Origin of the sequence: Rhodanobacter sp. PCA2 (assembly GCF_013620825.1) — a bacterium.
Taxonomy (GTDB): Bacteria; Pseudomonadota; Gammaproteobacteria; order Xanthomonadales; family Rhodanobacteraceae; genus Rhodanobacter_A.
This window is the reverse complement of record NZ_NJIC01000020.1, coordinates 161340-188302: the sequence shown is the minus strand read 5'-3', so window position 1 is coordinate 188302 and position 26963 is coordinate 161340. Positions and strand designations below refer to the sequence as shown.

26 protein-coding genes and 2 pseudogenes are annotated in these 26963 nt (G+C 68.8%); 10 read left to right on the top strand and 18 right to left on the bottom strand.

Annotation, left to right across the window (positions count from 1 at the left end; genetic code table 11):
• Positions 1-74 precede the first annotated feature (74 nt).
• The gene (locus tag PCA_RS08765) at positions 75-824 is read right to left on the bottom strand and encodes a sulfite exporter TauE/SafE family protein (protein WP_181302223.1); all 750 of its coding nucleotides are present in this window, start codon (positions 822-824) and stop codon (positions 75-77) included.
• A 158-nt stretch (positions 825-982) separates the two neighbouring features.
• On the opposite strand from PCA_RS08765, the gene PCA_RS08760 reads away from it, so the two are divergent.
• The 3 genes from PCA_RS08760 to PCA_RS08750 are packed head-to-tail and all read left to right on the top strand — an operon-like array spanning position 983 to position 5247.
• The gene (locus PCA_RS08760) at positions 983-2815 is read left to right on the top strand and encodes an assimilatory sulfite reductase (NADPH) flavoprotein subunit (RefSeq protein WP_343204430.1); all 1833 of its coding nucleotides are present in this window, start codon (positions 983-985) and stop codon (positions 2813-2815) included.
• Between the two features lie 24 nt (positions 2816-2839).
• Positions 2840-4528, top strand: coding sequence for an assimilatory sulfite reductase (NADPH) hemoprotein subunit (cysI, locus tag PCA_RS08755; RefSeq protein ID WP_181302221.1), 1689 nt, complete (start codon positions 2840-2842; stop codon positions 4526-4528).
• Complete coding sequence (locus PCA_RS08750) at positions 4525-5247, top strand: phosphoadenylyl-sulfate reductase (RefSeq protein ID WP_181302220.1); 723 nt, start codon at positions 4525-4527, stop codon at positions 5245-5247. Before cysI ends, PCA_RS08750 begins: the two co-directional genes overlap by 4 nt.
• Here the strand turns inward: PCA_RS08750 and PCA_RS08745 are convergent.
• Positions 5213-6256: a LysR substrate-binding domain-containing protein gene (locus PCA_RS08745; protein ID WP_181302219.1), complete on the bottom strand. Its 1044-nt coding sequence runs from the start codon at positions 6254-6256 to the stop codon at positions 5213-5215. The genes PCA_RS08750 and PCA_RS08745 overlap by 35 nt on opposite strands.
• Positions 6257-6652: 396 nt before the next feature.
• Between PCA_RS08745 and cysG the strand changes: the two genes are divergently transcribed.
• Positions 6653-8122, top strand: coding sequence for a siroheme synthase CysG (gene cysG, locus PCA_RS08740; RefSeq protein WP_181302218.1), 1470 nt, complete (start codon positions 6653-6655; stop codon positions 8120-8122).
• Positions 8123-8189: 67 nt separating this feature from the next.
• Positions 8190-9131, top strand: coding sequence for a cysteine synthase A (cysK, locus tag PCA_RS08735; protein WP_181302217.1), 942 nt, complete (start codon positions 8190-8192; stop codon positions 9129-9131).
• A gap of 57 nt (positions 9132-9188) precedes the next feature.
• On the opposite strand, the gene PCA_RS08730 is transcribed toward cysK, so the two are convergent.
• Positions 9189-9572 (bottom strand): helix-turn-helix domain-containing protein, encoded by a 384-nt coding sequence (locus tag PCA_RS08730; protein WP_181302216.1) that lies wholly within the window; start codon positions 9570-9572, stop codon positions 9189-9191.
• Between the two features lie 173 nt (positions 9573-9745).
• On the opposite strand from PCA_RS08730, the gene gstA reads away from it, so the two are divergent.
• On the top strand, positions 9746-10366 hold the full coding sequence (gstA, locus tag PCA_RS08725) for a glutathione transferase GstA (RefSeq protein WP_181302215.1): 621 nt from the start codon (positions 9746-9748) through the stop codon (positions 10364-10366).
• Between the two features lie 463 nt (positions 10367-10829).
• On the opposite strand, the pseudogene PCA_RS17560 reads toward gstA, so the two are convergent.
• The 3 genes and pseudogenes from PCA_RS17560 to purB all read right to left on the bottom strand — a co-directional run.
• Positions 10830-11051, bottom strand: a pseudogene (locus PCA_RS17560) (HigA family addiction module antitoxin); the annotation flags it as partial.
• On the bottom strand, positions 11035-11340 hold the full coding sequence (locus PCA_RS08715) for a type II toxin-antitoxin system RelE/ParE family toxin (RefSeq protein ID WP_181302214.1): 306 nt from the start codon (positions 11338-11340) through the stop codon (positions 11035-11037). The gene PCA_RS08715 and the pseudogene PCA_RS17560, both read right to left, overlap by 17 nt.
• Before the next feature lie 123 nt (positions 11341-11463).
• Positions 11464-12831, bottom strand: coding sequence for an adenylosuccinate lyase (purB, locus tag PCA_RS08710; RefSeq protein ID WP_181302213.1), 1368 nt, complete (start codon positions 12829-12831; stop codon positions 11464-11466).
• Positions 12832-13061: 230 nt separating this feature from the next.
• Between purB and PCA_RS08705 the strand changes: the two genes are divergently transcribed.
• Complete coding sequence (locus PCA_RS08705) at positions 13062-14444, top strand: class II fumarate hydratase (protein ID WP_181302212.1); 1383 nt, start codon at positions 13062-13064, stop codon at positions 14442-14444.
• Positions 14445-14452: 8 nt separating this feature from the next.
• On the opposite strand, the gene PCA_RS08700 is transcribed toward PCA_RS08705, so the two are convergent.
• The 8 genes from PCA_RS08700 to PCA_RS08665 form a co-directional block, all read right to left on the bottom strand.
• Positions 14453-14887, bottom strand: a complete 435-nt coding sequence (locus PCA_RS08700) for a DUF6326 family protein (RefSeq protein ID WP_219918623.1) — start codon at positions 14885-14887, stop codon at positions 14453-14455.
• 30 nt (positions 14888-14917) lie between these two features.
• Positions 14918-15640: a DUF4386 domain-containing protein gene (locus tag PCA_RS08695; protein WP_181302211.1), complete on the bottom strand. Its 723-nt coding sequence runs from the start codon at positions 15638-15640 to the stop codon at positions 14918-14920.
• Positions 15641-15680: 40 nt separating this feature from the next.
• Positions 15681-16067: a PDZ domain-containing protein gene (locus PCA_RS08690; protein ID WP_181302210.1), complete on the bottom strand. Its 387-nt coding sequence runs from the start codon at positions 16065-16067 to the stop codon at positions 15681-15683.
• A 122-nt stretch (positions 16068-16189) separates the two neighbouring features.
• A complete protein-coding gene (locus tag PCA_RS08685) occupies positions 16190-16903 on the bottom strand; it encodes a hypothetical protein (protein WP_181302209.1) in 714 nt (237 codons plus the stop codon).
• Between the two features lie 31 nt (positions 16904-16934).
• Complete coding sequence (locus PCA_RS08680; RefSeq protein WP_181302208.1) at positions 16935-17894, bottom strand: hypothetical protein; 960 nt, start codon at positions 17892-17894, stop codon at positions 16935-16937.
• Positions 17891-18748, bottom strand: a complete 858-nt coding sequence (locus PCA_RS08675; RefSeq protein WP_181302207.1) for an ABC transporter ATP-binding protein — start codon at positions 18746-18748, stop codon at positions 17891-17893. Before PCA_RS08675 ends, PCA_RS08680 begins: the two co-directional genes overlap by 4 nt.
• Positions 18745-19119 (bottom strand): GntR family transcriptional regulator, encoded by a 375-nt coding sequence (locus PCA_RS08670; RefSeq protein ID WP_181302206.1) that lies wholly within the window; start codon positions 19117-19119, stop codon positions 18745-18747. The genes PCA_RS08675 and PCA_RS08670 overlap by 4 nt, the downstream gene beginning before the upstream one ends.
• 3 nt (positions 19120-19122) lie before the next feature.
• A complete protein-coding gene (locus tag PCA_RS08665; RefSeq protein WP_255436743.1) occupies positions 19123-19506 on the bottom strand; it encodes a hypothetical protein in 384 nt (127 codons plus the stop codon).
• Between the two features lie 414 nt (positions 19507-19920).
• Here PCA_RS08665 and PCA_RS08660 point away from each other — a divergent pair, with 414 nt between their 5' ends.
• The 3 genes from PCA_RS08660 (at position 19921) to PCA_RS08650 (ending at position 22936) form a co-directional block, all read left to right on the top strand.
• The gene (locus PCA_RS08660; RefSeq protein WP_181302205.1) at positions 19921-20898 is read left to right on the top strand and encodes a LysR substrate-binding domain-containing protein; all 978 of its coding nucleotides are present in this window, start codon (positions 19921-19923) and stop codon (positions 20896-20898) included.
• A gap of 89 nt (positions 20899-20987) precedes the next feature.
• Positions 20988-22133, top strand: coding sequence for a pyridoxal phosphate-dependent aminotransferase (locus tag PCA_RS08655; protein ID WP_181302204.1), 1146 nt, complete (start codon positions 20988-20990; stop codon positions 22131-22133).
• Positions 22134-22135: 2 nt separating this feature from the next.
• Entirely contained in the window at positions 22136-22936 is an 801-nt protein-coding gene (locus tag PCA_RS08650; RefSeq protein ID WP_181302233.1) for an amidohydrolase, read from the top strand.
• Between the two features lie 44 nt (positions 22937-22980).
• Here the strand turns inward: PCA_RS08650 and arsC are convergent, their stop codons facing one another.
• The 4 genes and pseudogenes from arsC to PCA_RS08630 form a co-directional block, all read right to left on the bottom strand.
• Positions 22981-23319, bottom strand: coding sequence for an arsenate reductase (glutaredoxin) (gene arsC, locus PCA_RS08645; RefSeq protein WP_181302203.1), 339 nt, complete (start codon positions 23317-23319; stop codon positions 22981-22983).
• Positions 23319-24743, bottom strand: coding sequence for a pseudouridine synthase (locus PCA_RS08640; protein WP_181302202.1), 1425 nt, complete (start codon positions 24741-24743; stop codon positions 23319-23321). Before PCA_RS08640 ends, arsC begins: the two co-directional genes overlap by 1 nt.
• Positions 24740-25577: pseudogene (gene scpB / locus PCA_RS08635) on the bottom strand (SMC-Scp complex subunit ScpB). Before scpB ends, PCA_RS08640 begins: the two are co-directional and overlap by 4 nt.
• 17 nt (positions 25578-25594) lie before the next feature.
• Complete coding sequence (locus PCA_RS08630; protein WP_255436747.1) at positions 25595-26473, bottom strand: ScpA family protein; 879 nt, start codon at positions 26471-26473, stop codon at positions 25595-25597.
• Positions 26474-26963: the final 490 nt, after the last annotated feature.

Below are 26963 nucleotides of genomic sequence, written 5' to 3'. Positions count from 1 at the left end.
AGAGAAAGTGACTCGGGCGCCCGCAGGGCGCACGAAACCGCTCGAAATGCGTGCCATGCACGAAACCCCCACCCTCAGTGCAAAACGCGCACCGCGTTGTTCACCCCCAGCGCCAGCACCGCCAATCCCGCCAACACGGTGGCTGCCCGGGCCGGGATGCGCCGGATGAAGAACGCACCGAACGGTGCGGCGACGATGCCGCCGGCGATCAGCCCGAGCACGGCCGTCACATGCCCGGCGCCGATGCCGAACAGGAAACCGGCGCTCGCGGCGATGCTCACGATGCACTTGGCCAGGTGCACGCTGCCGATCACCACGCGGGGCTGCAGCCCGCGGGCGAGCAGGGTGGTGGCGGTGAGGGCGCTCCAGCCGCCGCCGCCGATCGCGTCCACGAAGCCGGCGGCGGCGCCCAGCAGCGGTGTGCCGCGGGGCGGTTCGGCGTGTTCGCCCGGGCGCTTCGAGCCGCGCAGCAGCAGGAACAGGCCCATGCCCAGCAGGTAGGGCGTGAGCGCGATGCGCATCCACGACGCGGGCATATGCACGGCCAGCCACACGCCGAGCAGGGCGCCGACCACGCCCGGGATCGCCAGCGCCAGGAACAGCCGCCGACGCACGTTGCCCGCGGCGAGGTGGCTGAGCCCCGAGGCGCCGCAGGTGAAGGTTTCGGCGTAGTGCACGCTGGCGCTGGCCATCACCGGCGGCATGCCCAGGCCCAGCAGCAGGCCGGCCGAGGTCACGCCGTAGGCCATGCCCAGCGCGCCGTCCACCAGCTGCGCGAGTGCGCCCACGACGGCAAAGGTGAGGAATTCCGGCAGCGGGCTCATCGGCGCTCGCAAGAAGATGACCGTGGCATGTCAGCACGCGTCCTGCCGGTCCGGAAATGAGCGGCCCGCATAAGCACATGACCACAAGTGTTTTCAGGGCTTCGGGCCATGGGCCTAGCATGAGCCTCAAGACGTATGGACGTCCAAAAGGAAAGACCGTGAGCGTTGCAACACGACCGATATTGCCGACGCCGAGCCTGGCCGCGGAGCGGCTGGCGCTGCTGCACCGGCTGACCGACGGGCTGCCGCCGGCGGACCTGTACTGGATCTCGGCGTGGAGCGCGGCGCTGGCGGCCCAGGCCACGCGCGTCGCGCTGCCGACAGGCAACGCCCCGGCCGAAGCGTCGAACACGGCCGTGCCCGAGCGGCTGACCGTGCTCTACGGCAGCCAGACCGGCAATTCGCGCCGGGTGGCCGAGAAGCTGGCGGAACGCGCCACGGCGGCGGGCCTGAACGTGCGGCTGCTGCGCACCGGCGCCTATCCCGTGCGCGAGCTGGCCCAGGAGCGTCACCTCGCGCTGGTGATCAGCAGCCAGGGCGACGGCGACCCGCCCGACGACGCGCTGGGTTTCGTCGAATTCCTCGGCGGCAAGCGCGCCCCGAAGCTGCCGCAACTGAAGTTCGCTGTGCTGGGCCTGGGCGATTCCAGCTACCCGCAGTTCTGCGCGGTGAGCCGCCGGCTCGACGCGCGTTTTGCCGAACTCGGCGCGCAGCGCTTCGCCGACCTGGGCGAGGCGGACGTGGATTTCGAGGCGGTGGGAGCGAGCTGGAGCGACGGCGTGCTGGAGAAGGCGCGCGAAGCGCTGGCCACGACGCCCGCATCCGCCTCGGCGAACCTGCGCCCGGTGGCCCTCCATGCGGTGCACAGCGCGCTGCACGGCCGCGAAAACCCGTACGCCGCCGAAGTGCTGGAGAACCAGCGCATCGTTTCGCGCGACAGCGCACGCGAAGTGCGCCATCTCGAACTCTCGCTGCAGGACTCGGGCCTGCGCTACGAGCCGGGCGATGCGCTCGGCGTATGGCCGCGCAATCCGCCCGCGCTGGTGAACGAATACCTGCGCCTGCTGCGCCTCGATGGCGAGCAGGAAGTGGCGCACGACGGGCGCCGCCTGCCGCTGTCGCGCTGGCTGACCCACGAGCGCGAGCTGACCCGGCTGAGCCGTCCGCTGCTGGCCGCGCACGCTGCCGCCAGCGGCGATGCGGAACTGGCGCGCGTGCTGGAGCCCGAGCAGCGCGAGGCGCTGGCCCGCCTGCTCGACACGGATCAGCCGATCGACCTGCTGCGCCGCCACCCGGTGGCCTGGGACGCAACGCAACTGGTCGCCGCGCTGCGCCCGCTCACGCCGCGGCTGTACTCCATCGCCTCCAGTCCGAAGGCGGTGGGCGAGGACGAGGTGCATCTCACCGTGGCGGTCGTGGGCTACCACGCCCATGGCAGCGAGCATCTCGGTGCGGCGTCGTCCTTCCTCGCCACGGCCGGCGACGAACAGCGCGTGCCGGTGTTCGTGGAGCCGAACGAACGCTTCCGCCTGCCGGCGGACGGCAGCCGCGACATCATCATGATCGGGCCGGGCACCGGCGTGGCGCCGTTCCGCGCCTTCGTGCAGGAACGCCAGGCCGTCGGCGCCGCGGGGCGCAACTGGCTGTTCTTCGGCAATCGGCATTTCGCGCAGGACTTCCTCTACCAGACCGAGTGGCAGCAGGCGCTGAAGGACGGCGCGCTGCATCGCCTCGATCTCGCCTTCTCGCGCGACGCCGCCGCCAAGACCTACGTCCAGAACCGGCTGCGCGAGCACGGTCGCGAACTGTACTCCTGGCTGCGCGAGGGCGCCCATCTCTACGTCTGCGGCGACGCGACGCACATGGCGAAGGACGTGCACGAAACGCTGGTCGACGTGGCGGTGACCCACGGCGGCCTCTCCGCCGAGGACGCCCGTGGCTGGTTGGCCGAACTGCTGCAGGAAGGGCGCTACGCCCGCGACGTGTACTGATCAAAAAGAATAAAGAACCTCCCCATGCCCTCCCATCTCGAACACATCAAGACCGCGAGCCGCTTCCTGCGCGGCAGCATCGCCGAAGGCCTGGCCAATCCGGTCACCGGCGCGATCGGCGACGACGACAACAAGCTGCTGAAGTTCCATGGCAGCTACCAGCAGGACGACCGCGACCTGCGCGACGAGCGCCGCAAGCAGAAGCTGGAGCCGGCCTATGCGTTCATGGTGCGTGCGCGGCTGCCGGGCGGAGTGATGACGCCGGCGCAGTGGCTGGCCTTCGACAGGATCGCCAGCGACTACGCCTCCAGCGGCCTGCGCATCACCACGCGGCAGACCTTCCAGTGGCACGGCATCGTCAAGAACGATCTCAAACCCACCATCGCCGCGATCAACGACGCGCTGGCCAGCACCATCGCCGCCTGCGGCGACGTCAACCGCAACGTGGTGTGCAACACCAACCCGGTGGAGTCGCGGGCGCATGCCGCCGCCTATGCGTGGGCGGCGGAGCTGTCCGAACACCTGAAGCCGAAGACGCGCGCCTACCACGAGATCTGGCTGGACGGCGAAAAGCTGGTGGGCGAGGCCGCCGAGGCCGAAAGCGAGCCGCTGTACGGCGCCACCTACCTGCCGCGCAAGTTCAAGATCGGCGTGGCGATCCCGCCGCTCAACGACATCGACGTGTTCGCCCAGGACCTGGGCCTGATCGCGATCCTCGAGCAGGGCGAGCTGGTGGGTTTCAACGCGGCGATCGGCGGCGGCATGGGCGCCACGCACGGCGACGCCACCACGTATCCGCGCCTTGCCGACGTGATCGGTTTCGTGCCGCCCGAGCGCCTGCTGACGCTGGCCGAGGCCGCCATCGCCGTGCAGCGCGACTGGGGCGACCGCGAGGAACGCAAGCACGCGCGCTTCAAGTACACCATCGACACGCACGGGCTCGACGCCGTGAAGGCGGAGATCGAAAAGCGCGCCGGCTTCGCGCTGGAACCGGCGCGGCCGTTCCGCTTCGACCACAACGGCGACCGCTACGGCTGGATCGAAGGTCACGAAGGGCGCTGGCATCTCACCCTGCAGGTGGAATCCGGCCGCCTGCTGGATACCGCCGAGGCGCGCTGGCTGAGCGGCATGCGCGACATCGCGCATGTGCACACGGGCGACATCCGCCTCACCTGCAACCAGAACCTGATCGTCGCGAATGTGGACGCGGCCGACCGCGCGGGCATCGACGCCATCGTCGCCGCGCACGGCATGGACGGCTACCGCCGCTACAGCGGCATCCGCCGCCACACCATCGCCTGCGTGGCGCTGCCCACCTGCGGCCTCGCGATGGCCGAGAGCGAGCGCTACCTGCCGCGGCTCCTGCCGAAGCTGGAAGCCTCGCTGGACCGCCACGGCCTGCTCGACGCGCCCATCCTGCTGCGCCTGTCCGGCTGCCCGAACGGCTGCTCGCGTCCGTACCTCGGCGAGATCGCCCTCGTGGGCCGGGCCGTGGGCCGCTACGACCTGCGCCTGGGTGCGGATTTCCGCGGCCAGCGCTTGAATCGGATCTATCGCGAGAACGTGGACGAGGCAGCCCTGCTCGAGGCGCTGGATCTGCTGTTCGGCCGCTACGCCGGCGAACGCGCGCTCGGCGAGCACTTCGGCGATTTCCTGCTGCGCGCCGGCGTGCTCGCACCGCCGAAAAAGATCCCCGCCGAGGTGCTGGCATGAGCACGCCCGCGCTTCCCGCCGACGGCAACGACGTTGCCGCGTTGCAATCGCTCAACGACTGGCTGGCCGGCCGCGACGCCGAGACGCGCGTGCGCTGGATGCTGGAGCACGTGCCCGGCGCGCATGCACTGTCCTCCAGCTTCGGCGCGCAGGCGGCGGTGTCGCTGCACCTGCTGGCCAGCCATGCGCCGGGCATTCCGGTGATCCTGATCGACACCGGCTACCTGTTTCCCGAGACCTACCAGTTCGTCGACACGCTGAGCGAGCGGCTTGCGCTCAACCTCAAGGTCTACCGCCCGGTGATCGGCCGCGCCTGGGCCGAGGCGCGCTACGGCAAGCTGTGGGAACAGGGCATCGACGGGATCGACCGCTACAACCGCATCCGCAAGGTGGAGCCGATGCAGCGCGCGCTGGCCGAGCTGGGCGTGCACGGCTGGTTCGCCGGGCTGCGCCGCAGCCAGTCGCGCAGCCGCCGCGCGATCGATTTCGTCGAATGGCGGCAGGGTCGCTGGAAGCTGCACCCCATCGCCGACTGGAGCGACCGCGACGTGGGTCGCTACCTGCAGCAGCACGACCTGCCTTACCACCCGTTGTGGGAGCAGGGCTACATCTCCATCGGCGACACCCACACCACGCAGCGCTGGGAGCCGGGCATGGACGCCGAGGACACCCGCTTCTTCGGGCTCAAGCGCGAGTGCGGCCTCCACGAACTGCCGTGAGCGACGTCGCCGCCGCGGCACGCTTTGCCGTGGCGCCCTCGCGCTCGCGCCAGTGCGGCACGCGGGGCGGCGTTTCCGGCACGATGCCCAGGGTGAGCAGCCGTCGCACGTCGTTGCGGTCCAGGTGCGGCGCGAACTGCGCGATCCATTCCAGCGTGTAGTCGCGCAGCACGCTGTCCTTGCGCAGCACGATCCACGTCGTGCACAGCGGCAGCAGCGCGTCGGCCTGGATCACGCGCAGGTCGGCGTCCTCGCCGGGCTGCAGCGCCATCTCGGCCAGCACGCCGATGCCCATGCCGGCGCGCACGTAGGTCTTGATGAGGTCGGCGTCGGCCGCGGTCATCGCGATCTGCGGCACCAGGCCGGCGGTGGCGAACGCGCGGCGCAGCGAGGATTCCGGCCGCTTGGAGGAGTCGTAGCTCACCAGCGGCTGCGCGGCCAGCTCTTCAAGGGTGGGTTCGCGGCCCAGGGTCGCCAGCGGATGGCTCTTCGGCACCAGCACCACCCGGCTCCAGCGGTAGGCGGGCAGGGCGATGCCGCCGGCTGGCGCGGCGCCGGAGGTGCTGATCACGGCCAGGTCCACGCGGCCGCCTTCCAGCAAGTCCAGCACCTCGGCGTCGCCGCAGGGCTGCAGGTGCACGCTGACCTGCGGGTAACGCCGGTTCAGCGCGGCGATGGAGGCGGGCAGGGCGAAGCGGGCCTGGGTGTGGGTGGTGGCGATGCGCAGCTCGCCGTGCGCCTCGTTGCGCAGGTTTGCGGCGATGGAGCGGATGTTCAGCGCCTCGGCCAGGATCACCCGCGCGCGCTCGATCACCTGCACGCCGGCATCGGTGATCGCGTCCAGGCTCTTGCCCTTGCGGGAGAACAGCTGCAGGCCGAGTTCGTCCTCCAGCTGCTTGAGCTGCTTGCTCACCCCGGGCTGGGTAGCGTGCACATGCTCGGCGGCGGCGGTGATGTTGAGGCGGCAGTCGGCGATGGCGACGAGGTAACGGAGCTGGGTCAGGGTCATGACGATCCAGGACGGTCAGGAAGGATGAGGCGTGGCGGTGGCTTGCGCACGCATACATCGCACCGTCCGGTCCCGCGTGGGACGGTCGCTGGAAAGGCTGGGCCGGGCAAGGGTGATGACCATGCGGGCGAGTGTATATGCATTTTTGTTCGGACGTCTATACGGATAAACGTTCATGAGATTCGCGGATCGGCATGGTTCCGGCCGGCGCGGGCTGCCCGCCACGCCAGACGGGAGGGCGGGGCCCGGCTGAACCGGACGAAGCGAAACGCGGAAGCCGGCTGGATACGCGATTTCATGTCGCATGGGCATATGCACCGGCGCGATCGTCATTTCCGCCGACGGCGTGCACTGCGTAGCGTGGTCGCTCCATCGACATGCCGCCGAAATCCAGCCATGAAGCCGTATCCACTGTTCGCCGATCTTTCCCGCCGCGCCGTGCTGGTGGTGGGCGGCGGCGCCGTGGCCGAGCGCAAGGCCGCCGCCTTGCTGGCGGCGGGCGCGCAGGTGACCGTGGGTGCGCCGGAATTGACGCCGCAGCTGCAGCGCTGGGCGCGGCAGGGTCGCATCGCCCACCGCGCGGGCGAGTTCGCGCCGGGCTGGCTGGACTATGTGTGGCTGGTGGTGGCGGCCACCGGCGACCGCACGCTGAACACCCGCGTGGCGGAGCTGGCCGGGCTGCAGCGCGTGTTCGTCAACGTGGTGGACGACGCGGAGCTGTCCAGCTTCCAGGTGCCGGCGGTGATCGACCGCGCGCCGCTGGTGGTGGCGATCTCCAGCGGCGGCGCGGCGCCGATGCTGGCGCGCCTCGTGCGCGAGCGGCTGGAAAGCCTGCTGGACCATTCGCTGGGCCCGCTGGCGTCGCTGGCGGCGCGGCTGCGCAAGCGCATCCGCCGTCGCCATCCCGATCTCGCGGCGCGCCGCCGCTTCTACGAACAACTGTTCAACGGCCCGGTGGCCGCGCTGCTGCGCAGCGGCCAGCCGGCGCAGGCGGCGGAAGCGGCCGAGCTGGCCTTGCGCGCAGCGCCTGTCGCGGCAGGCGGTTCGGTGGTGCTGGTGGGCGCAGGCCCCGGCGATCCCGGCCTGCTGACCCTGCGCGGCCTGCGTGCGCTGAACGAGGCCGACGTGATCCTGCACGACCGCCTGGTGAGCGCCGAAGTGCTGGAGCTGGCGCGCCGCGACGCCGAGCGCATCGAGGTGGGCAAGCAGGCCGGCAACCACCACGCCACCCAGGACGAGATCCACGCATTGCTGCTGGAACATGCACGGGCCGGGCGCCGCGTGGTGCGGCTGAAGGGCGGCGATCCCTTCGTGTTCGGCCGCGGCGGCGAGGAGCTGGAATTCCTGCGCGAGCGCGGCATTCCCTACGAAGTGGTGCCCGGCGTCACCGCCGCGCTGGCCTGCGCCGCGCATGCCGGCGTGCCGCTCACCCATCGCGACCACGCGCAGTCGGTGCGCTTCGTCACCGCGCACTGCCGCGATTCGCTGGATACGCTGGACTGGCGCGCGCTGGCGCAGGAACGCCAGACCCTGGCGGTATACATGGGCGTGGCCGGCCTGGACCAGCTGCGCGAGCGCCTGCTGGCGCACGGCCGCGCCGCTGGCACGCCGTTTGCGCTGGTCGAGAACGGCACGCGCACGAACCAGCGCGTGGTCACCGGCACTCTTGCGAACCTGCCCGAGCGTGCCGCCGCGCACGCGGTGCGTTCGCCGGCCCTGCTGATCCTGGGCGAGGTGGCCGCACTGGCCAACGACCTGGCCTGGTTCGGCGCGCCGCCGCTGGGCGAGCCGCGCACCACGGTGCGGCCGCTCAGGCCGGCGCAGCCCGAGCGCGAAACCACCGTGCCCCAGCGTCGCCGCGCTTGACGAAATCCTTCCTGTTCCCGGCGCAACATCGCCGGACTTTCCACCTCGACCACTGGCCGGACCTCCCATGATCTACGACAGCATCCTCGACACCATTGGCAACACGCCCATCGTCCGCCTGCACCGGCTCGCCCCGAAGCACGTCGAGCTGTACGTGAAGGTGGAGGCGTTCAATCCCGCGGGCTCGGTGAAGGACCGTCTTGCGCTGGCGATCATCCTCGACGCCGAACAGCGCGGCGTGCTCAAGCCCGGCCAGACCGTGGTGGAAGCCACTTCGGGCAACACCGGCGTGGCGCTGGCAGCGGTGTGCGCGGCACGCGGCTACCCGTTCGTGGCGGTGATGACCGAGACCTTCTCGATCGAGCGGCGCAAGTTGATCCGCGCCTACGGCGGCAAGGTGCTGCTCACCCCTGCCGCTGCGCGCGGCACCGGGATGGTGGAAAAGGCGCGCGAACTGGCCGAGAAGCACGGCTGGTTCTGGGCCAGCCAGTTCGAGAACCCGGCCAACCCGGCCTACCACCGCCAGACCACCGCCGCCGAAATCCTCAGCGACTTTGCCGGCCGCCGCCTCGACTACTTCGTCAGCGGCTGGGGCACCGGCGGCACGCTCACCGGCGTGGGCGAAGTGCTCAAGGTGGCGCGCCCGGAAGTGAAGGTGATCGGCACCGAACCGGCTGGCGCCTCGCTGCTCGGGGGCAAGGACTGGGCGCCGCACAAGATCCAGGGCTGGACCCCGGACTTCGTGCCTGCCGTGCTCAACCGCAAGGTGGTCGACCAGCTGGTGACCGTGGACGACACCGTGGCCCGCGACACCTCGCGCGCCCTGGCGCAGCAGGAAGGCATCTTCACCGGCATCTCCTCCGGCGCCACCCTCGCCGCCGCGCTGCAGGTCGCCCAGACCGCCCCCGAAGGCTCGGTGCTGCTGGCCATGCTGCCGGATACCGGCGAACGCTACCTGTCGACCTTCCTGTTCGAGGGGGTGAACGAGGGGTCGGATGAGGTGGAGTGAGGTGTTTGGCGCTTGAGTTGCGCCGCGCTACGACGCGGCGCTGATTTGGACGAGTTGTTACCCCACCACCCGCGCCTTCCTCTCTAACGAAGCCCGCGAATTCCACTCCGCAATCAGCGTCCGACCCACCTGCGCCAGCGCCTTGATCGCGGGCAGCAGTTCGCGACCCAGTTCGGTGAGTGCGTATTCGGCGGAAGGTGGGGAGGTGGCCAGCAGGTGGCGGCATACCAGGCCGCGCGACTCCAGTTCTCGCAGGCGCGCGCTCAGCACGCGGGCGGAGATGCGCGGGATGTCGTGGCGCAGTTCGCCGAAGCGGCGCGGTTCGGCGCTGAGGCACCAGATCACGTTGGGCGCCCAGGCGCCGCGCAGCAGCGCCAGGCTTTCGGTGAGCGGGCAGGTGGGTGGTGGCAGCACCTTGCTCTTGCGTACGGGGAGGCCCATGGTCTGGCTCGTGGCGGGTGAGGGCGGTGGTAACCGCGGGGTTACCGCATTCGACGGCGGATGGCGGGATGCATGGTATCCAATGGTAACCATGGCGGCGTAGCATGCGAAGCCCGGCTGCGCGGTCCCGCACGGCGCGTGCCTGTTTCCCCGTCCCCACCAGGAGTCCCCGCATGAAGCTTTACTACTCCCCCGGCGCCTGTTCGCTTTCCCCGCACATCGTGGCGCTGGAGGCCGGCATCCCGCTGAAGCTGGAGAAGGTCGACACCAAGGCCAAGCGCACCGCGAGCGGCGCGGATTTCTGGGTGGTCAATCCCAAGGGCTACGTGCCGGTGCTGGAACTGGACAGCGGCGAAGTGCTGACCGAAGGCCCGGCGATCGTGCAGTACCTGGCCGACCAGAAGCCCGACAGCGGCCTGGCGCCCGCGAACGGCACGCTGTCGCGCTACCACCTGCAGGAAATGCTGGGCTACATCAACTCGGAGATCCACAAGAGCTACAGCCCGCTGTTCCAGCCCGAGACGCCCGAGGCCACCCGCGCCGAGCGCAAGGAATACCTGCAGCGTCGCTACCGGTTGATCGAGAACCTGCTGGAGAAGCAGCCGTTCCTGCTGGGCGACAAGTTCAGCGTGGCCGATGCCTACCTGTTCACCGTGACGAACTGGGCGAAGCCCGTGGGTCTGGACCTGTCCGGTTTCCCGGCCCTGCTGGCGTTCCAGAAGCGCGTGGGCGAGCGCCCCGCGGTGCGCGAGGCGCTGGAGGCGGAAGGGCTGGTGAAGAAGGCTCACGCCTGATCCGCAACGGGTCGCGCGCGGAAGCGCGCGGCCTGGCCTTCGCCGTTTGCGCTGGGCGCAGCTTGCGGCAGCAGGCGCACGCGGAGAGCGGTCATGGATGACCGCGCATTGGGGAGCGGGGAAGTCGAGTCGAAGCGCCCGCAGCGGCGACCCTTCGACTTCGGCCCTGCGGGCCTGCGCTCAGGGTGAACGGAATCTCTGGCTGGACGTCGCTGCCAGTCGCCCGACGAATGCCGGCGTTCAAGAAGCGTGGGCTCGGGGTCAGCGGCGCGCGAGGCGATGGCGGCGGCAGGGCTGGTGAAGAAAACTCACGTTTGATCACCTCTTCCGAACGGCGGACGCCTGCGTCCTCCCCACCGTCCTTTGTAGCCAACCGCGGTCGCCAGGCGGCGTGCCGCTGCGACCAGGGTGTGATCTTTTTGAGCGTGTCGGCGAGCACGCTCTTGGTTACCGCGCGGTCGTAATCGTCCTGGAGGCCGGTCCAGAAACCTTCGGAGTTGCCGAAGAAGGCAGACAGCCGCAGACCGGTGTCGGCCGTCACGGTGCGCTTGCCGGCGACGATCTCGCCGATGCGGCGTGCCGGCACGCCGATTTCCTTGGCGAGGCGGTACTGGCTGATCTCCATCGGCTTGAGGAATTCCTCAAGGAGGATTTCGCCGGGGCTGGGATTAGGCACGGTACGCATGGCGGGTTCCTCGGTGGTAATCGTCGATTTCGACGTCGTGGGCGTCGCCATCGCGCCAGCGGAAGCAGATGTGGAACTGGTCGTCGATACGGATGCTGCGCTGTCCGGCACGCTCGCCCTTGAGGGCTTCCAGTCGATTGGCTGGCGGAATCCGGAGGTCGTCGGGCCTGGCGGCGCGGTGCAGCATCGCCAGCTTGCGCATGGCGACGGTTTCGATGTTGACCCAGCGGCGAACGCGCTTGCCGTCGAACAGGTCGCGGGTGTCGACGCTGCGGAAGGTCTTGATCACGCGACCGTGATAACGCGGCGTGTTAGTAACGGCAGGCGTTGCTATGTGGCGCTCTCACGCTGCGGTTTCCGGGCCGGGCAGTTGGCGGTCGCCTTGCCCGCGGTCGAAGGGCGGCCGAGGGGATCAGATCTCCCGCGCCAACCCCTCGGCCAGACCGACGTAGCCGCCCGGCGTGAGATCGAGCAGGCGCTGCTTCGCCTCGGCGGGCAGGTCCAGCCTGGCGATGAATTCGCGCATGGAATCCTTGGTGATGCCCTGGCCGCGGGTCAGCGCCTTGAGCTGTTCGTAGGGCTGCGGCAGGCCGTAGCGGCGCATCACGGTCTGCACGGCTTCGGCCAGCACTTCCCAGCTGGCGTCGAGGTCGGCGGCGAGGCGGTCGGCGTTCACGGTGAGCTTGCCCAGGCCCTTCTGCAGCGATTCCAGCGCCACCAGCGTGTGGCCGAACGCGGTGCCCAGCGCGCGCAGCACGGTGGAGTCGGTGAGGTCGCGCTGCCAGCGGCTGACCGGCAGCTTCTCGGCGAAATGACCGAGCAGCGCGTTGGCGAGGCCGAAGTTGCCCTCGGCGTTCTCGAAGTCGATGGGGTTGACCTTGTGCGGCATGGTGGACGAGCCCACCTCGCCCTCCTTGAGCTTCTGCCTGAAGTAGCCCAGCGAGATGTAGCCCCACACGTCGCGCGCCAGGTCGATCAGGACGGTGTTGGCGCGGCGCACGGCGTCGCAGTATTCGGCCACGCCGTCGTGCGGCTCGATCTGCGTGGTGTAGGGGTTGTAGTCCAGGCCCAGGCCTTCCACGAAGCGCTGCGAGAACGCGCGCCAGTCGATTTCCGGATAGGTGATGGCGTGGGCGTTGTAGTTGCCCACCGCGCCGTTGATCTTGCCGGGGATTTCCAGCGCGGCGAGCTGCCTGCGCTGGCGCTCCAGGCGCGCCACCACGTTCGCCAGTTCCTTGCCCAGCGTGCTGGGCGAGGCGGTCTGGCCGTGGGTGCGCGACAGCATCGACAGCGCGGCGTTGGCGTGCGCGAGTTCGCGCAGCTTCGCGATGATGCCATCGAACGCCGGCAGCAGCACCTGTTCGCGCGCATCGCGCAGCATCAGCGCATACGAGAGGTTGTTGATGTCCTCGCTGGTGCAGGCGAAGTGCACGAATTCCCGGGCCTGGGCCAACGCGGCATCGTTGCCGATGCGTTCCTTGATGAAGTACTCCACCGCCTTCACGTCGTGGTTGGTGGTGGCTTCGATGGCCTTGATGCGCGCGCCGTCCTCGATGCCGAAACTGTCGGCGATGGTGTGCAGCTGCTTGACCTGGGTGTCCGTGAACGGGGGCAGCTCGGCGATGCCCGGTTCGCCGGCCAGCGCCAGCAGCCACTCGATTTCCACGTGCACCCGGCGATGCATCAGGCCGAATTCGCTGAAGATCGGGCGCAGCGGCTCGACCTTGCCGGCGTAACGGCCGTCCAGCGGCGACAGGGCGGTGAGGGCGTGGTTGGACATCGGGGCGTTCCGGCACGGGAAAACGGCCATTTTACATTGACTGCGGCGCGATGCCCCGGCGCCTATAGTCAGGGGCCGCGAACGAGGTTTTTTGCCCGTCATTCCTGCGCAGGCAGGAATCCAGGCTCTTGCCCTCAAGTGGCCGAGAGTCGCTGGACTCCAGCTTTCGCTGGAGCGACGGGCGGGAGATTTTCCACCGAACGGTTTTCCCTCTCTAGAAGGACCGGATCATGAGCAGCTTCCGCATCGAGCACGACAGCATGGGCGAGCTGAAGGTGCCCGCCGACGCGCTGTACGGCGCGCAGACCCAGCGCGCGATCGACAATTTCCCGATCTCCGGCCTGCGCCTGCCGCGCGAGTTCATCCGCGCGCTGGGGCTGATCAAGGCGGCCGCCGCCGAGGCGAACCACGCGCTGGGCCATCTGAAGAAGGGGCAGGCGACGGCGATCCGCAAGGCCGCGCTGGCGGTGGCGCGGGGCGACTACGACACGCAGTTCCCCATCGACGTGTTCCAGACCGGCTCGGGCACCAGCACGAACATGAACGCGAACGAGGTGATCGCCCACCTCGCCGCGCAGGCGGGCAGCAAGGTGCATCCCAACGACCACGTCAACTACGGGCAAAGCTCGAACGACGTGATACCCACCGCGATCCACGTCAGCGCCACCCTGGTGGCGCACGAGCAACTGCTGCCGGCGCTGAAGGAGCTGAAGAAGGCCCTGGACCGCCGCGCGCGCCAGTTGCGCGACGTGGCCAAGACCGGCCGCACCCACCTGATGGACGCGATGCCGGTGACCTTCGGCCAGGAGCTGTCCGGTTGGGCCGCGCAGATCGGTTCGGCCATCGCGCGCATCGAGGATGCGTTGAAGCGCATGCGTCGCCTGCCGCAGGGCGGCACCGCGGTGGGCACCGGCATCAATGCCGATCCGAAGTTCGGCGCGGCAGTGGCGCGCGAACTGAAGAAGCTCACCGGCGTGCGCTTCGAGGCGATGGAAAACCCGTTCGAGGGCATGGCCGCGCAGGACGATGCGGTGGAACTCTCCGGCGCGCTGAAGGCGCTGGCGGTGGCGCTGATGAAGATCTCGAACGACCTGCGCTGGATGAATTCCGGCCCGCTCGCAGGCCTGGGCGAGATCGAGCTGCCCGCGCTGCAGCCCGGTTCCTCGATCATGCCCGGCAAGGTGAACCCGGTGATCCCCGAAGCCGCCGCGATGGTGGCCGCGCAGGTGATCGGCAACGACGCGACGATCGCCATCGCCGGCCAGTCCGGCAACTTCCAGCTCAACGTGATGCTGCCGCTGATCGCCTACAACCTGCTCGAATCGCTGGGCATCCTCGCGAACGTCTCGCGCCTGCTCGCCGACAAGGCCATCGCCGGCTTCGTCGTCAACAAGGCGCGGGTGAACCAGGCGCTGGCGATGAACCCCATCCTGGTCACCGCGCTCAATCCGGTGATCGGCTACGAGAAGGGCGCGGCCACCGCCAAGCTGGCGTACAAGCAGCACCGGCCGATCATGGACGTGGCGCTGGAAACCACCGGCTTGTCGAAAGCCGAACTGGCGGAGCTGCTCGATCCGCTGGCGCTGACCAAGGGCGGCATCCACGGCGAGTGAAGCGGGACTCAGACCGGGTGCGGCGCGCGTGGCCAGGTCCACGCGTAGCGCACGGCAAGCGCGGTCAGCACGGCTTCCAGCGCCGCGAAGCCCTGGTAGAAATGCCAGCTGGCCTGGATCGCCAGCATCGCCATCAGCACGGTGTACAACGTGCCGAACACGAGGTTGAGCCAGCGGCTGGTGCGCGGCCCCGCGGCGACGGAAAGAAAGATCATCAGGCTGGGAATCGCCATCATCAGCGCGGTGCCCATCAGCACGCCCTGGGTCGCGGGGCCCAGCGGCCCCAGCCTGGACTGCAGCATCTCCTGCAGCTTGCCCGGGGTGTAAAGCTCGAAGTAGTCGCAGTAGATGTAGCAGAACATCACCGAGGCCCACAGCGCGGACAGTTTCATCTGTACGGGCGCGCGCCAGTGTTCCAGCGGCTGCTTGATGCTCGTGTTCAAGGCGGTTCCCCTGTATTTGGAAGACGCTGCTTACGTGCCTGTCGGCACGACGGATACGGCCTGGTTCCGCCGGAAGCCGCGGCGCGCGCCCAGCACCAGCAGCCACAGCATGAACAACACTTCCACGAACTGCAGCGGTGCCAGCACGCCGGAAAGGGTGTCCTGCCAGTCCGGCAGCACGGCCCAGGCGAGGCTCTGGACCACGTAGGCGAGACCGTTGAGGATCAGTCCGTAGCCGAACAGGCGCGGCAGGAAACCCGAGCGCAGCACCAGCAGCGCCAGCGGGAACAGCCACAGCCCCCACAACAGCTCGGCGGCGCCGACGGTTTGTCCGTGCAGCCGCAGGAACAGCATGGCGAGGGCCGTTCGCTGCGCAGGCTCGAACGCCGCCAGCGCATCGCCGCCGTGCACCAGCAGCAGGACGGCGGCATCGTTGACCACATTGAAGAAGTACAACGCCGGCACCAGCGCGCCGCCCAGCAGCAGCATCGCGACGGCATGGCGGCGATCGACGTCGACCAGCAGGCGATAGAGCGCCAGCGCCACGAACGCCATCAGGGTTCCGCAGGCGAGGTCGGTGGCAAGACCCATGCGGAACAAGGTTTCGTGCGCGGCGATGTTTCCGACCGTAGCGCCCGCATCGCGGCTCACGAACAGCGCGCTGGGCACGTAGATCAGGCGATACGGCGCAAGCAGCACCACCAGCAGATAGAGCAGGCCGGACAGCCGTGCGGTTCGGTCGCGAGGGCTCATGTGCGTTCCATCAGGGCAGGGAGCGATGCAGCGAGTCCGATCAGGGACTGGGGTGGACCAGCGCGGTCAGTTCGCCCGCGGGCAAGGACACTTGCGCATTGCCCTGGCCCCGCCGCACGGTCAGTTCGCAGGCGGATTGCAGGTGCGCATTCGCAAAGGTCACCAGATCGAGCACATGCGCCACCGGTTGGCCATCGACGGCGACGATCGTGTCGCCTTGCTGCAGGCCATCGCGGCCAGCGGGCTTGATCTTGTCGACGTGGACCCCCTTGCCTTCGGGCGAGGCCAGATCGAGGGCGCGGCCCTGGTCGGTGTGCCACGTCAGGCTGTCGCGGGTACCGTGGATCTTCACGTACCAATCGGCATGCGCCGGCAGTGCGGCGATGGCTGTTGCGGCGATGGCGCCAAGCAGAATCATGCGTCGCATGCTGGGGTTCCTTATGGGTTGATCAGGCAGGGGAAGACATGTGTCGTCGAGGTGCCGGTTCGCCTCTCCCGCGTCCATGCCGTCTGGCGCGTCGGCAGGACGGGTGATGTTCGCGACGCCGGTCAGTCGGAGAACGTGGCAAAACCCTTCTTGCCGTTCCGGTCGGTGTCCTTGCCGCAGTTGTCCACGTCCTTCTGGGTCATGGTGGCGTAGGGCTGGAACGCGGGCATGGCGGCGGCGAGTTTCTGCTGCGAGGCCAGCAAATCGGGCATCCGCTTGCACAGGCGCATGGCGGCGGCCTCGATCTGGTCGGTCTGCGGCTTGATGCTGGCCTCGATCTCCTTGTCGCTCTTGCCGGTGAACGCGCCGAGGATCGCCTGCCGCGCCGCGGCGACGCCGATGTCGGCGCCGCTGGCGCCGATGTCCATGCCGGCTGAGGCGATGCCGATGATCTGCTGGCGGTAATCCAGCAGCATGGCGTGCTGCTCCGGCGTGGCCGTGACCGGCTTGCCGTCGATCACCAGGTCGCCCTGCGGCGTGATCACCGCCTTGGGGCGGGAGTCGTCGTGATGCGAGTCCTTGTCGTCCTTGCCGAAGTGGACGCTGCCTACGCTGACGTCCTGGGTGACCAGTTCCTTCTTGGCCTGCTCGATGCTCTTGCGGACCTCGGCGCCGATCATGGAGGAAGAGGTCTTCTCGTTGACTTCCTTCGCCGCCTTGGCGAGGTCGCCGGAGACGCCCGACTGGGTGGTGTCCTGGTCGGACTGGCTGCAGGCGGTCAGCGGCAGCAGCAGGGCGGAGGCGAGGATGGCGATGGCGATGGCGTTGCGTTTCATGGAAGTTCTCTCCGTTGGATTCGGCGGGATGTCAGGTGTCGTCGCGCCAGCGGCGCAGCCAGATCGCGGCGGCGATCAGGGCGATTCCGGCGAGCGCGCCGATCCAGAAGGTGGGCGTGGCCATCACGCCGTAGACGTGGCCGAGATCCAGGAAGTCCATCGCATGCCCCGGTCCATTGCCCGCTTCCGCGAAGTTCCGCTCACCCAGCCAGCTGCCCGGGAACACGCTGAGCAGCGCCCGCACGAACACCTCGCGCCAGTACCAGCCGCCACCGACCAGGCGTGCTCCCATCAGGTTGAACCAGCCCAGGAACATGCCCACCGCCACCGGCAGCACCGCGGCCCACAGGAACGGCTTGCTGCGTGCCCACGCAGAGCAGAGCAGCAGCCAGCCGACGCTTGGCAGCGCCCACGATGCATAGAGCGGGATGGTCCCCACCAGGTTGGCGGTAACCCGGAACGGGTGCGCATAGGACAGCAGATGCCACAGGTTGACGCCGTGGAACGACAGGGTGATGGCGAACAGCAGCAGCATGCCGATGCCGGTGAGCACGCCGCAGATCACCGCGATGGCGGGCGCCAGGATGGTGCCGGCGACCACCTTGGACAGCACCGTGGCGGTGTCCGACAGCGGCAGCGATTTCCAGAACAGCAGGCTGCGGTCGCGGCGGTCGTCGTACAGCGTGCCGAGGAAATAGAAGAACACCACGAAACCCAGCACGATGCTTATGAACATGCTGGTGGAAAGCATCATGAAATCCAGCCCCATGCCGATCGTGGCCGCATCGTTGTCGGTCAGCGCACGGTCGAGCAATCCCATGTTGTTGCCGATGAAGTTGGTGTGGGCATTGAAGTTGCCCATGGCTTCGCCGGCGATGATGCCCATGAGGTTCAGCAGCAGGAACACGCCGCCGGTGATCACCGGCGCCCACAGGAAGCCGCCGCGGTGTTCCCAGAATTCGCGCTTCACCAGCCAGTAGAAGGTTTTCATGCGTAGGTCCCTTTCATGGTGGCGACGAACAGGTCGCTGACGGAGGGGCGGCGGATCTCGCCCAGCGCCTCCAGTTGCGCGCGGTCGGCGCCGTCGAACAGGAAGATGCTCTTGCCGAACACCTGGCGCTCGTCCAGCGGGTTGAGCTGGCGCGCCGCGGCGGCCTTGTCGGCGCCCACCATCACCTCGGCGAAGCGTTCGCCCACGGCGTCCATGTCGGCGTCCAGCACGATCTTGCCGTCGCGGATGAACATCAGGTCGGTGAGGATGTGCTCGACTTCCTCCACCTGGTGGGTGGTGACGATGATGGTCTTGTTCTCGTCGAAGTAGTCCTCCAGCAGGTTCTGGTAGAACTGCTTGCGGTAGAGGATGTCCAGGCCCAGCGTGGGTTCGTCCAGCACCAGCAGGCGTGCGTCTATCGCCATCACCAGGGCCAGGTGCAACTGCACGATCATGCCCTTGGACATCTGCTTGACGCGCTGGTCGGGCTGCAGCTTGGTGCGCGCCAGGAAGGCCTCGCACTTCTTGCGGTCGAAGCGCGGATGCGTGTTCGCGACGAAGTCCACTGCCTCGCGCACGCGGATCCAGCGCGGCAGCACCGCCACGTCGGCGATGAAGCAGACCTGCTCCATCAGCTTGTCGCGCTGCCGGCGCGGGTCCAGGCCCAGCACGGACAGTTCGCCCTGGAAATCGGTGAGGCCCAGGATGGCCTTCAGCGCGGTGGTCTTGCCGGCGCCGTTCGGGCCGATCAGCCCGACGATGCGGCCGGGCTCGATGCGGAAGCTGGCGTTGTCCAGCGCCACGGTGTTCTTGTAGCGCTTGGACAGGCCATTCGCGACGACGATGGCGTTCATGCCTGCTTCTCCGGCTCGGCCTGGGTCTCGCGCAGCAAGGTCTTCAGGTCCAGGCCCAGCCGCTGCAGGCGGGCGTACAGCGCGGGCCATTCCTCGCGCAGGAAACGCTCGCGTTCCGACTTCAGCAGTTCTTCGCGCGCACCTTCGATGACAAACATGCCCAACCCCCTCCGTTTCTCGACCAGTCGTTCGTCGACCAGCTCCTGATACGCCTTCGACACGGTCAGCGGATTGATCTGGAAATCCGCGGCCACCTGGCGTACCGACGGCAGCGGGTCGCCCTCGTTCAAGGCGCCATCCAGGATCATCGCCACCACACGCTGGTGCAGTTGGCGATAGATCGGGATGCTGTCGTTCCAGGTGATGGTCATGGATTATTCCTTGGTGCTTGCGACGCTGGCCGTGGCGGTACCGAAGGAATAGTAGGGCATGGCCAGCTGCGCCCCGATCCGCGCGGCACGGCCGCCGTCGGGCAGGGTGGTGACGCCGACCGCGGCATGTTCCAGCAGCGATGCGGCCTTCAGGTCGGCGGCGGTCGGGACGACCTCGACCGGGGCCAGGTTGGTCACGCGGATGCCGTTGATCGAGGTGACCGCGGGCGTGGGAACCGGCAGGTTCACCACCGCCAGGGTCAGGCTGGTCATCAGCAGCGCGGCGGCGGAAGCGATCCAGCGGCGGCGCGGGATCAGGGTAGTCACGTAGACGTCGTCGGCAGCGGCGGCGGGACGGTTCGTGCTGGACTCGTGCTTGGCGTTCATGTCGGCTCTCCTCTAGTGAGTTCGTGGACCGGTGTTGTAGTGAACTATAACACCATATCCGAGACCGTCAAGCGCCTTGAGCGAATTTGGCAACATGACTGATGGCAGGGGTGCGGCGAGTGCGCGCCGAACCAGCGGCGACCGGTGGGCCAAAGCCAGCTGCAGCAAGGCTTCAGGCAGTCAATGCCGGGGATTCGGAGGTCGGGAAACCGGGCCCTTTCCGCTGTCGACCGCGCCGGAAAACCGGTTTCGCATCGACGAATGGCTGGGTCTGCAGCCAGCGATGGAGGGGAATCCCGGTGGGGATTCCCTGATCGGCTCGACAGGGGGCAAGGCCGAAGCCGGGGTATATTTGAAACGATCCGGCGCCAGGCCGGCGGTATCACCCCCTGTCGTTCGGAAAAGGAAACGCTGATGCTGCAGTTGAGTGGCGCCTTGCAGGACCTCAACGACCTGTATTTCTTCGCGGCCGTGGTGGAACACGGCGGTTTCTCCGCGGCGGGGCGGGCGCTGGGCGTGCCCAAGTCGCGGCTCAGCAAGCGGGTGGCGCAACTGGAGGATCGCCTCGGCGTGCGCCTGCTGCAGCGGACCACGCGCCGTTTCGTGGTCACCGAAGTGGGCGAGCGTTTCTACGCGCATTGCCGCGCGGTGCTGGAGGAGGCGCGCGCGGCGCAGGACGCGGTGGACGAGCTGCGTGCCGAGCCGCGTGGCGTGGTGCGCCTGAGCTGCCCTGTATCGCTGACCCAGACCATCCTGGCCTATGTGCTGCCGGACTTCATGGCGCTCTATCCGAGGCTGCAGGTGCGCGTGCTTTCCAGCGATCGCCGCGTGGACCTGCTGGGCGAGGGCTACGACCTCGCGATCCGCGTGCGCACCAAGCTGGATACCGACGCCAACATGGTGATGCGCAGCTTCGGCCAGTCGCGCGTGCTGCCGGTGGCCAGCCCGGCGTTGCTCGACGCACTCGGTCGGCCACGTCATCCGGAGGAACTGGCGAAACTGCCGGCGCTGTCGATGGCGGAGCACGAAGGCCCGCAGACCTGGGAGCTGATCGACGCAGCCGGGGAGCGCGTCAGCGTGGAGGTGAGCGCGCGGCTGATCTGCGGCGATTTCGCGATGCTGCTGGAGGCGGCGCGCCGCGGGATCGGCGTCACCATGCTGCCGGAATTCGTCTGCGCGCCGGCCGTGACGCGCGGCGAGCTGGAGGTGTTGCTGCCGGAGTGGAGCGCGCCGGAAGGCACCATGCACTTCGTCTATCCCAGCCGCCGCGGCATGCTTCCGGGCGTGCGCGCGCTGGTGGATTTCCTCGCCGAGCGCCTGCCTGCCGCCACCCTGCGCAGGCACGAGGAGTGCAAGACGCGGCCCTTGCCGGAGCTGGAGCCGCGGCGGTAGCGGCGTTCGGGGCCGGGAGTCCGGCGGTGTCCGCCGTCATGGTTCCCGTGCATGCTACGCTTCCATTTGGACTTCCATACGGCAACGCGATGAAGATCGATACCAAGCTCCCCAAGGTCGGCACCACCATTTTCAGCGTGATGAGCCAGCTCGCGCTGGAACACAAGGCCGTGAACCTGGGGCAGGGCTTCCCCGATTTCGAACCGCCGCAGGGTCTGCGCGACGCGCTGACGCGCGCGATGAACGAGGGGCGCAACCAGTACGCGCCCATGCACGGCACCGCGCCGCTGCGCGAGCAGATCGCGGCCAAGACCGAACGCATGTACGGCCACCGCCCCGACGTGGACGCCGAGATCACCGTCACCTCCGGCGCCACCGAGGCGCTGTTCGCGGCGATCGCCGCGGTGGTGCGCACGGGCGAGGAGGTGATCGTGTTCGATCCCGCCTACGACTGCTACGAACCGGCCATCGAGCTGCAGGGCGCGAAGGCGGTGCACATCCCGCTGGTCGCCCCGGCGTTCTCGGTGGACTGGCAGCGCGTGCGCGACGCGGTGACGCCGCGCACGCGCATGATCCTCATCAACAGCCCGCACAATCCCTCCGGCGCGGTGCTGTCGGCGGCCGACCTCGAGGAGCTGGCGGCGATCGTGCGCGATACCGGCATCGTGGTGCTGTCCGACGAGGTGTACGAGCACATCGTCTACGACGGCAGGCAGCACGAGAGCGTGTTGCGCCACCCGGAACTCGCCGCGCGCAGCATCGTGATCTCCTCCTTCGGCAAGACCTACCACTGCACCGGCTGGAAGCTGGGCTACGCGGTGGCGCCCCGCGCGCTCACGGCGGAATTCCGCAAGGTGCACCAGTACCTCACGTTCTGCAGCTTCCATCCCGCGCAGCAGGCCTTCGCCGAGTTCCTCGCCAGCGATCCGCAGCATTACCTGGAGCTGCCCGCGTTCTACCAGGCCAAGCGCGATCGTTTCCGCGCGCTGCTGGCGCCTTCGCGCCTCAAGCTGCTCGACGTGCCGGGCGGTTACTTCCAGCTGGTGGACTATTCGGCGATCCGCGACGAGGACGATCTTGCCTTCAGTCGCTGGCTGGTGGAGCAGGGCGGGGTGGCGGCGATCCCGCTGACGCCGTTCTGCGAGACCGCGCCCGGCACGCGCCTGCTGCGCCTGTGCTTCGCCAAGAGCGACGCCACCATGGAGGCGGCTGCCGAGCGGCTGGGCAAGCTGTGAGCCTGCAACCGCTGACCGTATCGTTGGTGCAGGGCGCCACCCGCTGGCACGACGCACCGGCCAACCGCGACTACTACGGCACGCTGGTGCGCCGTGCGCGCGGCAGCGACCTGATCGTGCTGCCGGAGACCTTCCTGTCCGGCTTCAGCAACGACACCGGCGCCAGCGCCGACAGCATGGACGGCGAAGGCGTCACCTGGCTGCGCGCGCTGGCTGCCGAGGTGGGCGCGGTGATCTGCGGCAGCCTCGCGATCCGCGAAGGCGGCACCGTCTACAACCGCCTGCTGTGGATGCGGCCCGACGGCACGTTCGAGCAGTACGACAAGCGGCACCTGTTCCGCATGGCCGGCGAGCACACCCGCTACGGCGGCGGCAGCGAGCGGCTGATCGTGGAGCTGAAGGGTTGGCGCATCCTGCCCCAGGTCTGCTACGACCTGCGTTTCCCGGTGTGGCTGCGCAACCGCCGGCTGGCGGACGCCGCGGGCGGCATGGACTACGACCTCGCGATCTTCGTGGCGAACTGGCCGGCGCCGCGACGCCAGCCGTGGCGCACCCTGCTGCGCGCCCGCGCGATCGAGAACCTGGCCTGCGTGATCGGCGTGAACCGCGTGGGCGTGGACGGCAACGACCTGCCTTACGCCGGCGACAGCGCGGTGATCGACCCGGTGGGCGAAGCGCTGGTGGAATGCGGCGCGCTGGAGCAGGTCGCCACGCTCACCCTCGACCCCGCGCCGCTGCTCGCCCATCGCGAGCGTTTCCCGGCCTGGATGGACGCCGACGCCTTCACGCTCGACCAGGCCTGAGGGCGGGACGAATCCGCGCGCTCACGCCGTTCGAACCATCGTCTTCAGAGTATCGCCAGCACCGCTTCCGGCGGGCGGCCGATCGCGGCCTTGCCGTTGGCGACCACGATGGGGCGCTCGATCAGGATCGGGTGGGCGACCATGGCGGCGATGAGGGCATCGTCGCCTAGCGAGGGATCGGCGAGGCCGAGTTCCCGATAGATGTCCTCGCCGCTGCGCAGCAGCTGGCGCGCGGGGATGCCGAGCAGCTCGAGCAGTTGCTTCAGTTCGGCGGCATCGGGCGGGGTGTCGAGGTAGTTCACCACCTCGACCTCGCGGCCTTCGAGCAGCGCCAGCGTGGCGCGCGACTTGCTGCAGCGGTTGTTGTGATAGATGCGGACCATCAACGGTTGCCGGAGCGGTTGCCGCCGCGGCCGTGCGGACGGTTGCCGCCGGGGCGGCCGCCGCCGTGCGGCGATTTGTTGCCGCCTTGACCTTGCGGACGGCCACGGCCCCCCGGACGATTGCCGCCGGGGCGAGCCTCGCCGCCGTGGCCGGCACTGTGGCCGCCACCGCCACCGAAGCCGCCATGGGTGTTGGCGCTGGCGTAGCCACCGCCATGGCCGGCAGCGCCGCGGGCGCCCGCAGGCTTGCCGCCGCGACGCTTGCCGGGAGCGCCGGTTGGACGGGCAGTGCCATCGCGGCTGTCGCCGGCGAACCAGGTGCGCACCGAGGGCAGCTCCTGGCCGGGCGCGACGCCGCGCTTGTTCTTCTTGCGGTAATTGGCGCCAGGCCCGCGTTCGGGCACGGCCACGTTGCCGTTCACTTCCTGGCCGGGGCGGCGCTGCTTCTGGCGGCCGCGCGGCGGTTCCTCGCGGATGCGGTCGAACGCGCGCAGCTCGCGTGCCTCGTCCTGGTAGCCGGCGCTCCATGCGCCGGCCGAGCCGTGCTCGGGGCGGTACTCGGTGACGTTGCGGTTGGCGCGGCGCTGATGCAGCACCGGGCTCAGGGTGAGCACGGGCTGCGGCGCGCCAAGGCCGCTGGTCAGGCGCAGCTGCTTCGCGGACTCCTCGTCCAGCGTCTCGCAGTCGCCGCGGCGCAGGGTGCGCGGCAGCTCGATGCCGCCGTAGCGGATGCGCTTGAGCCGGCTCACCAGGAAGCCCTGCGAATCCCACAGGCGCCGCACCTCGCGGTTGCGGCCTTCGCGGATCACCACGCGGAACCAGCTGTGGCTGCCGCCGCGGCTGATCACCGCGATCTCGTCGAAGCGGGCGGGACCGTCTTCCAGTTCCACGCCGGCCTTGAGCTTCTCGATCACCTCGTCGGGCACTTCGCCGTGCACGCGGCAGAGGTATTCGCGCTCGATGCCGCTTCTGGGGTGCATCAGCGCGTTGGCCAGCTCGCCGTCGGTGGTGAGCAGCAGCAGGCCGGTGGTGTTGATGTCGAGGCGGCCCACGGCGACCCAGCGCGCGCCCTTCAGGCGCGGCAGCTGCTCGAACACGGTGGGGCGGCCTTCGGGGTCGTCGCGGGTGGTCAGCACGCCCTCGGGCTTGTGGTAGATCAGCACCTCGGTGTCGCCGCGGTTGTCGGTGGCGACCACGAACTGCTTGCCGTCGACCACCACGCGGTCGCCCGCGTGCACGCTGGTGCCGATGCTGGCGGGGCTGCCGTTGAGTTCGATCTCGCCGGCCTGGATGCGCTGTTCCAGCATGCGGCGCGAGCCGAGGCCGGCGTTGGCGAGCACCTTGTGCAGGCGCTCTTCCAGCGGCGCGGCATCGGTGAGCGCGGCGCGCTTGAGGGAAAGGATGGATTTCTGCGGCGCAGTCATGCGCGGTACTCCTCAGGAATGCTTGATGGCGGCGTCGTGGTCGACGTCCGCGGGGGCCGCTGCCTCGTCGGCAGTGGTGGTGGTTTCGGTTTCGTCGGACGCGCTTGCGGCGTCCGCGCTGGTTTCGTTCGCCGCCGCCGCCTCGTGGCCGGCCGCGTCGTCGGTGGTGCGTTCGGCGGTTTCCGTGCCGGTTTCGTCGGCTTCGGTCGTTTCTTCCCCGACCGGCGACTCCTCGTCCGGATCGATCGGCAGGTCCTTGATGATGCGGGCCGGCAGCGGCGTCTGCTCGAAGCCCATCTGCGGGTCTTCCATGTCGCGGATTTCGGAAAGCGGCGGCAACTGGTCCAGCGATTTCAGGTTGAAGTAGTCGAGGAAGGCGCGGGTGGTGCCGAACAGCGCCGGCTTGCCGGGCACGTCGCGGTAGCCGACCACGCGGATCCACTCGCGCTCTTCCAGCGTCTTGACGATGTTGGTGGACACCACCACGCCGCGGATCTGCTCGATCTCCGGGCGGGTGATCGGCTGGCGGTAGGCGATCAGCGCCAGCGTCTCCAGCAGGGCGCGCGAGTAGCGGCTGGGCTTCTCGGTCCACATCCGCGAGATCCAGGGATGCACTTCCTGGCGCACCTGGTAGCGGAAGCCGGAGGCGATTTCCTTCAGCTCGACGCCGCGGCCTTCGCAGTCGGCGGCGAGGGATTCCAGCGCGCGGGCGATCTGCTCGTGGCCGACCTCGTCGGTTTCGGCGAACAGGTCGCCGAGCTGGGCGACGGTCATCGGCTGGCTGGCGGCGAGCAGGGCCGCCTCGACGATGGGTTTGAGTTGCTCGATCTGCATGGGCCTTGGGTGCCGATTCAGTGAGTGCCGTTGCCGGCGTTGTCCGGAGTCTCGAACGCCGACTCCCCGGCGGGGTCGTTCGCCCCGTCGGTTTCCGCCTCGTCGGCGATGGGCGCCTCGCCGTGTTCCACCCGCGCCTTCAGGTAGATCGGCGCCAGCGGCGCTTCCTGCACGATCTCGATCAGCATTTCCTTGGCCAGCTCCAGCATGGCGAGGAAGGTGACCACCACGCCGAGGCGGCCTTCGCCGACGTCGAACAGCGTCTCGAAACGGTGGAAGGCCTGGCCTTCCAGCCTGCCCAGCAGCTCGCCCATGCGCTGGCGGACGCTGAGCGCCTCGCGCTTGATCGCGTGGTGCCCGAACAGCTCGGCGCGGTGCAGCACGTCCTTCAGCGCCAGCAGCATTTCCTTGAGATCCAGCGGCGGCGGCAGCTTGATCACGTTGCGCTCGCCGGTGTCGGCCTGGGCGGACGCGGTATCGCGCTCCATGCGGGGCAGGGCGTCGATGTCCTCGGCGGCCCGCTTGAAGCGCTCGTACTCCTGCAGGCGGCGCACCAGTTCGGCGCGCGGGTCGTCTTCCACGCCTTCCTCGACCGGCGGCCTCGGCAGCAGCAGGCGCGACTTGATCTCGGCCAGGATCGCGGCCATCAGCAGGTACTCCGCGGCCAGTTCCAGCCGCATCGTCTCCCGCATCATGTCGATGTATTCCATGTACTGCCGGGTGATCTCGGCAATCGGAATGTCCAGGATGTCCAGGTTCTGCCGGCGGATCAGGTACAGCAGCAGATCCAGCGGGCCCTCGAACGCCTCCAGGAAGACCTCGAGCGCGTCCGGCGGGATGTACAGGTCCTGCGGCATCTGCAGCACGGGTTCGCCACGCACGATCGCCAGCGGCATTTCCTGCTGCTGGGGGCGGCCCGCGGTGTTGTCCTGCGCTACGACCGGGCTCTGCGGCCCGATTTGCTCGGTGCTCATCGATGCGTTTCGTTGGGCCGCCCGGCGGCCGGCAATGCGTCCTGATCCATCATGGGCGAAACGGTTGCCCCGTCAGGCGATCCGGGCTTGCAGCTGTGCACGGATCGAGGCGCCGGAGCGGCACTTCGGTAAAGCGGTTTCGCACGGTGCCATGCAGGCAGGGTCCAGTTTTCCCCTTGTCGTTGCCGGCGTGACGAAGTCGCGTGTCGCGGTTCGATCAAGCGTGCGGGCATTGCACATGTGCCAGTGCGAGACGCTGCTTGCGTCTGACGGGAACAGGAGCATACGGTGACGAACGTGACGTCACCGACAAGTCGGACGATCTGCCTGGGGCATCGGGTGGGCGCCATCGCCACCGGAACGACCGGCCAGCGTCTGACCATGGCGCCACGCGTGGGTTACAGAGTAGCGA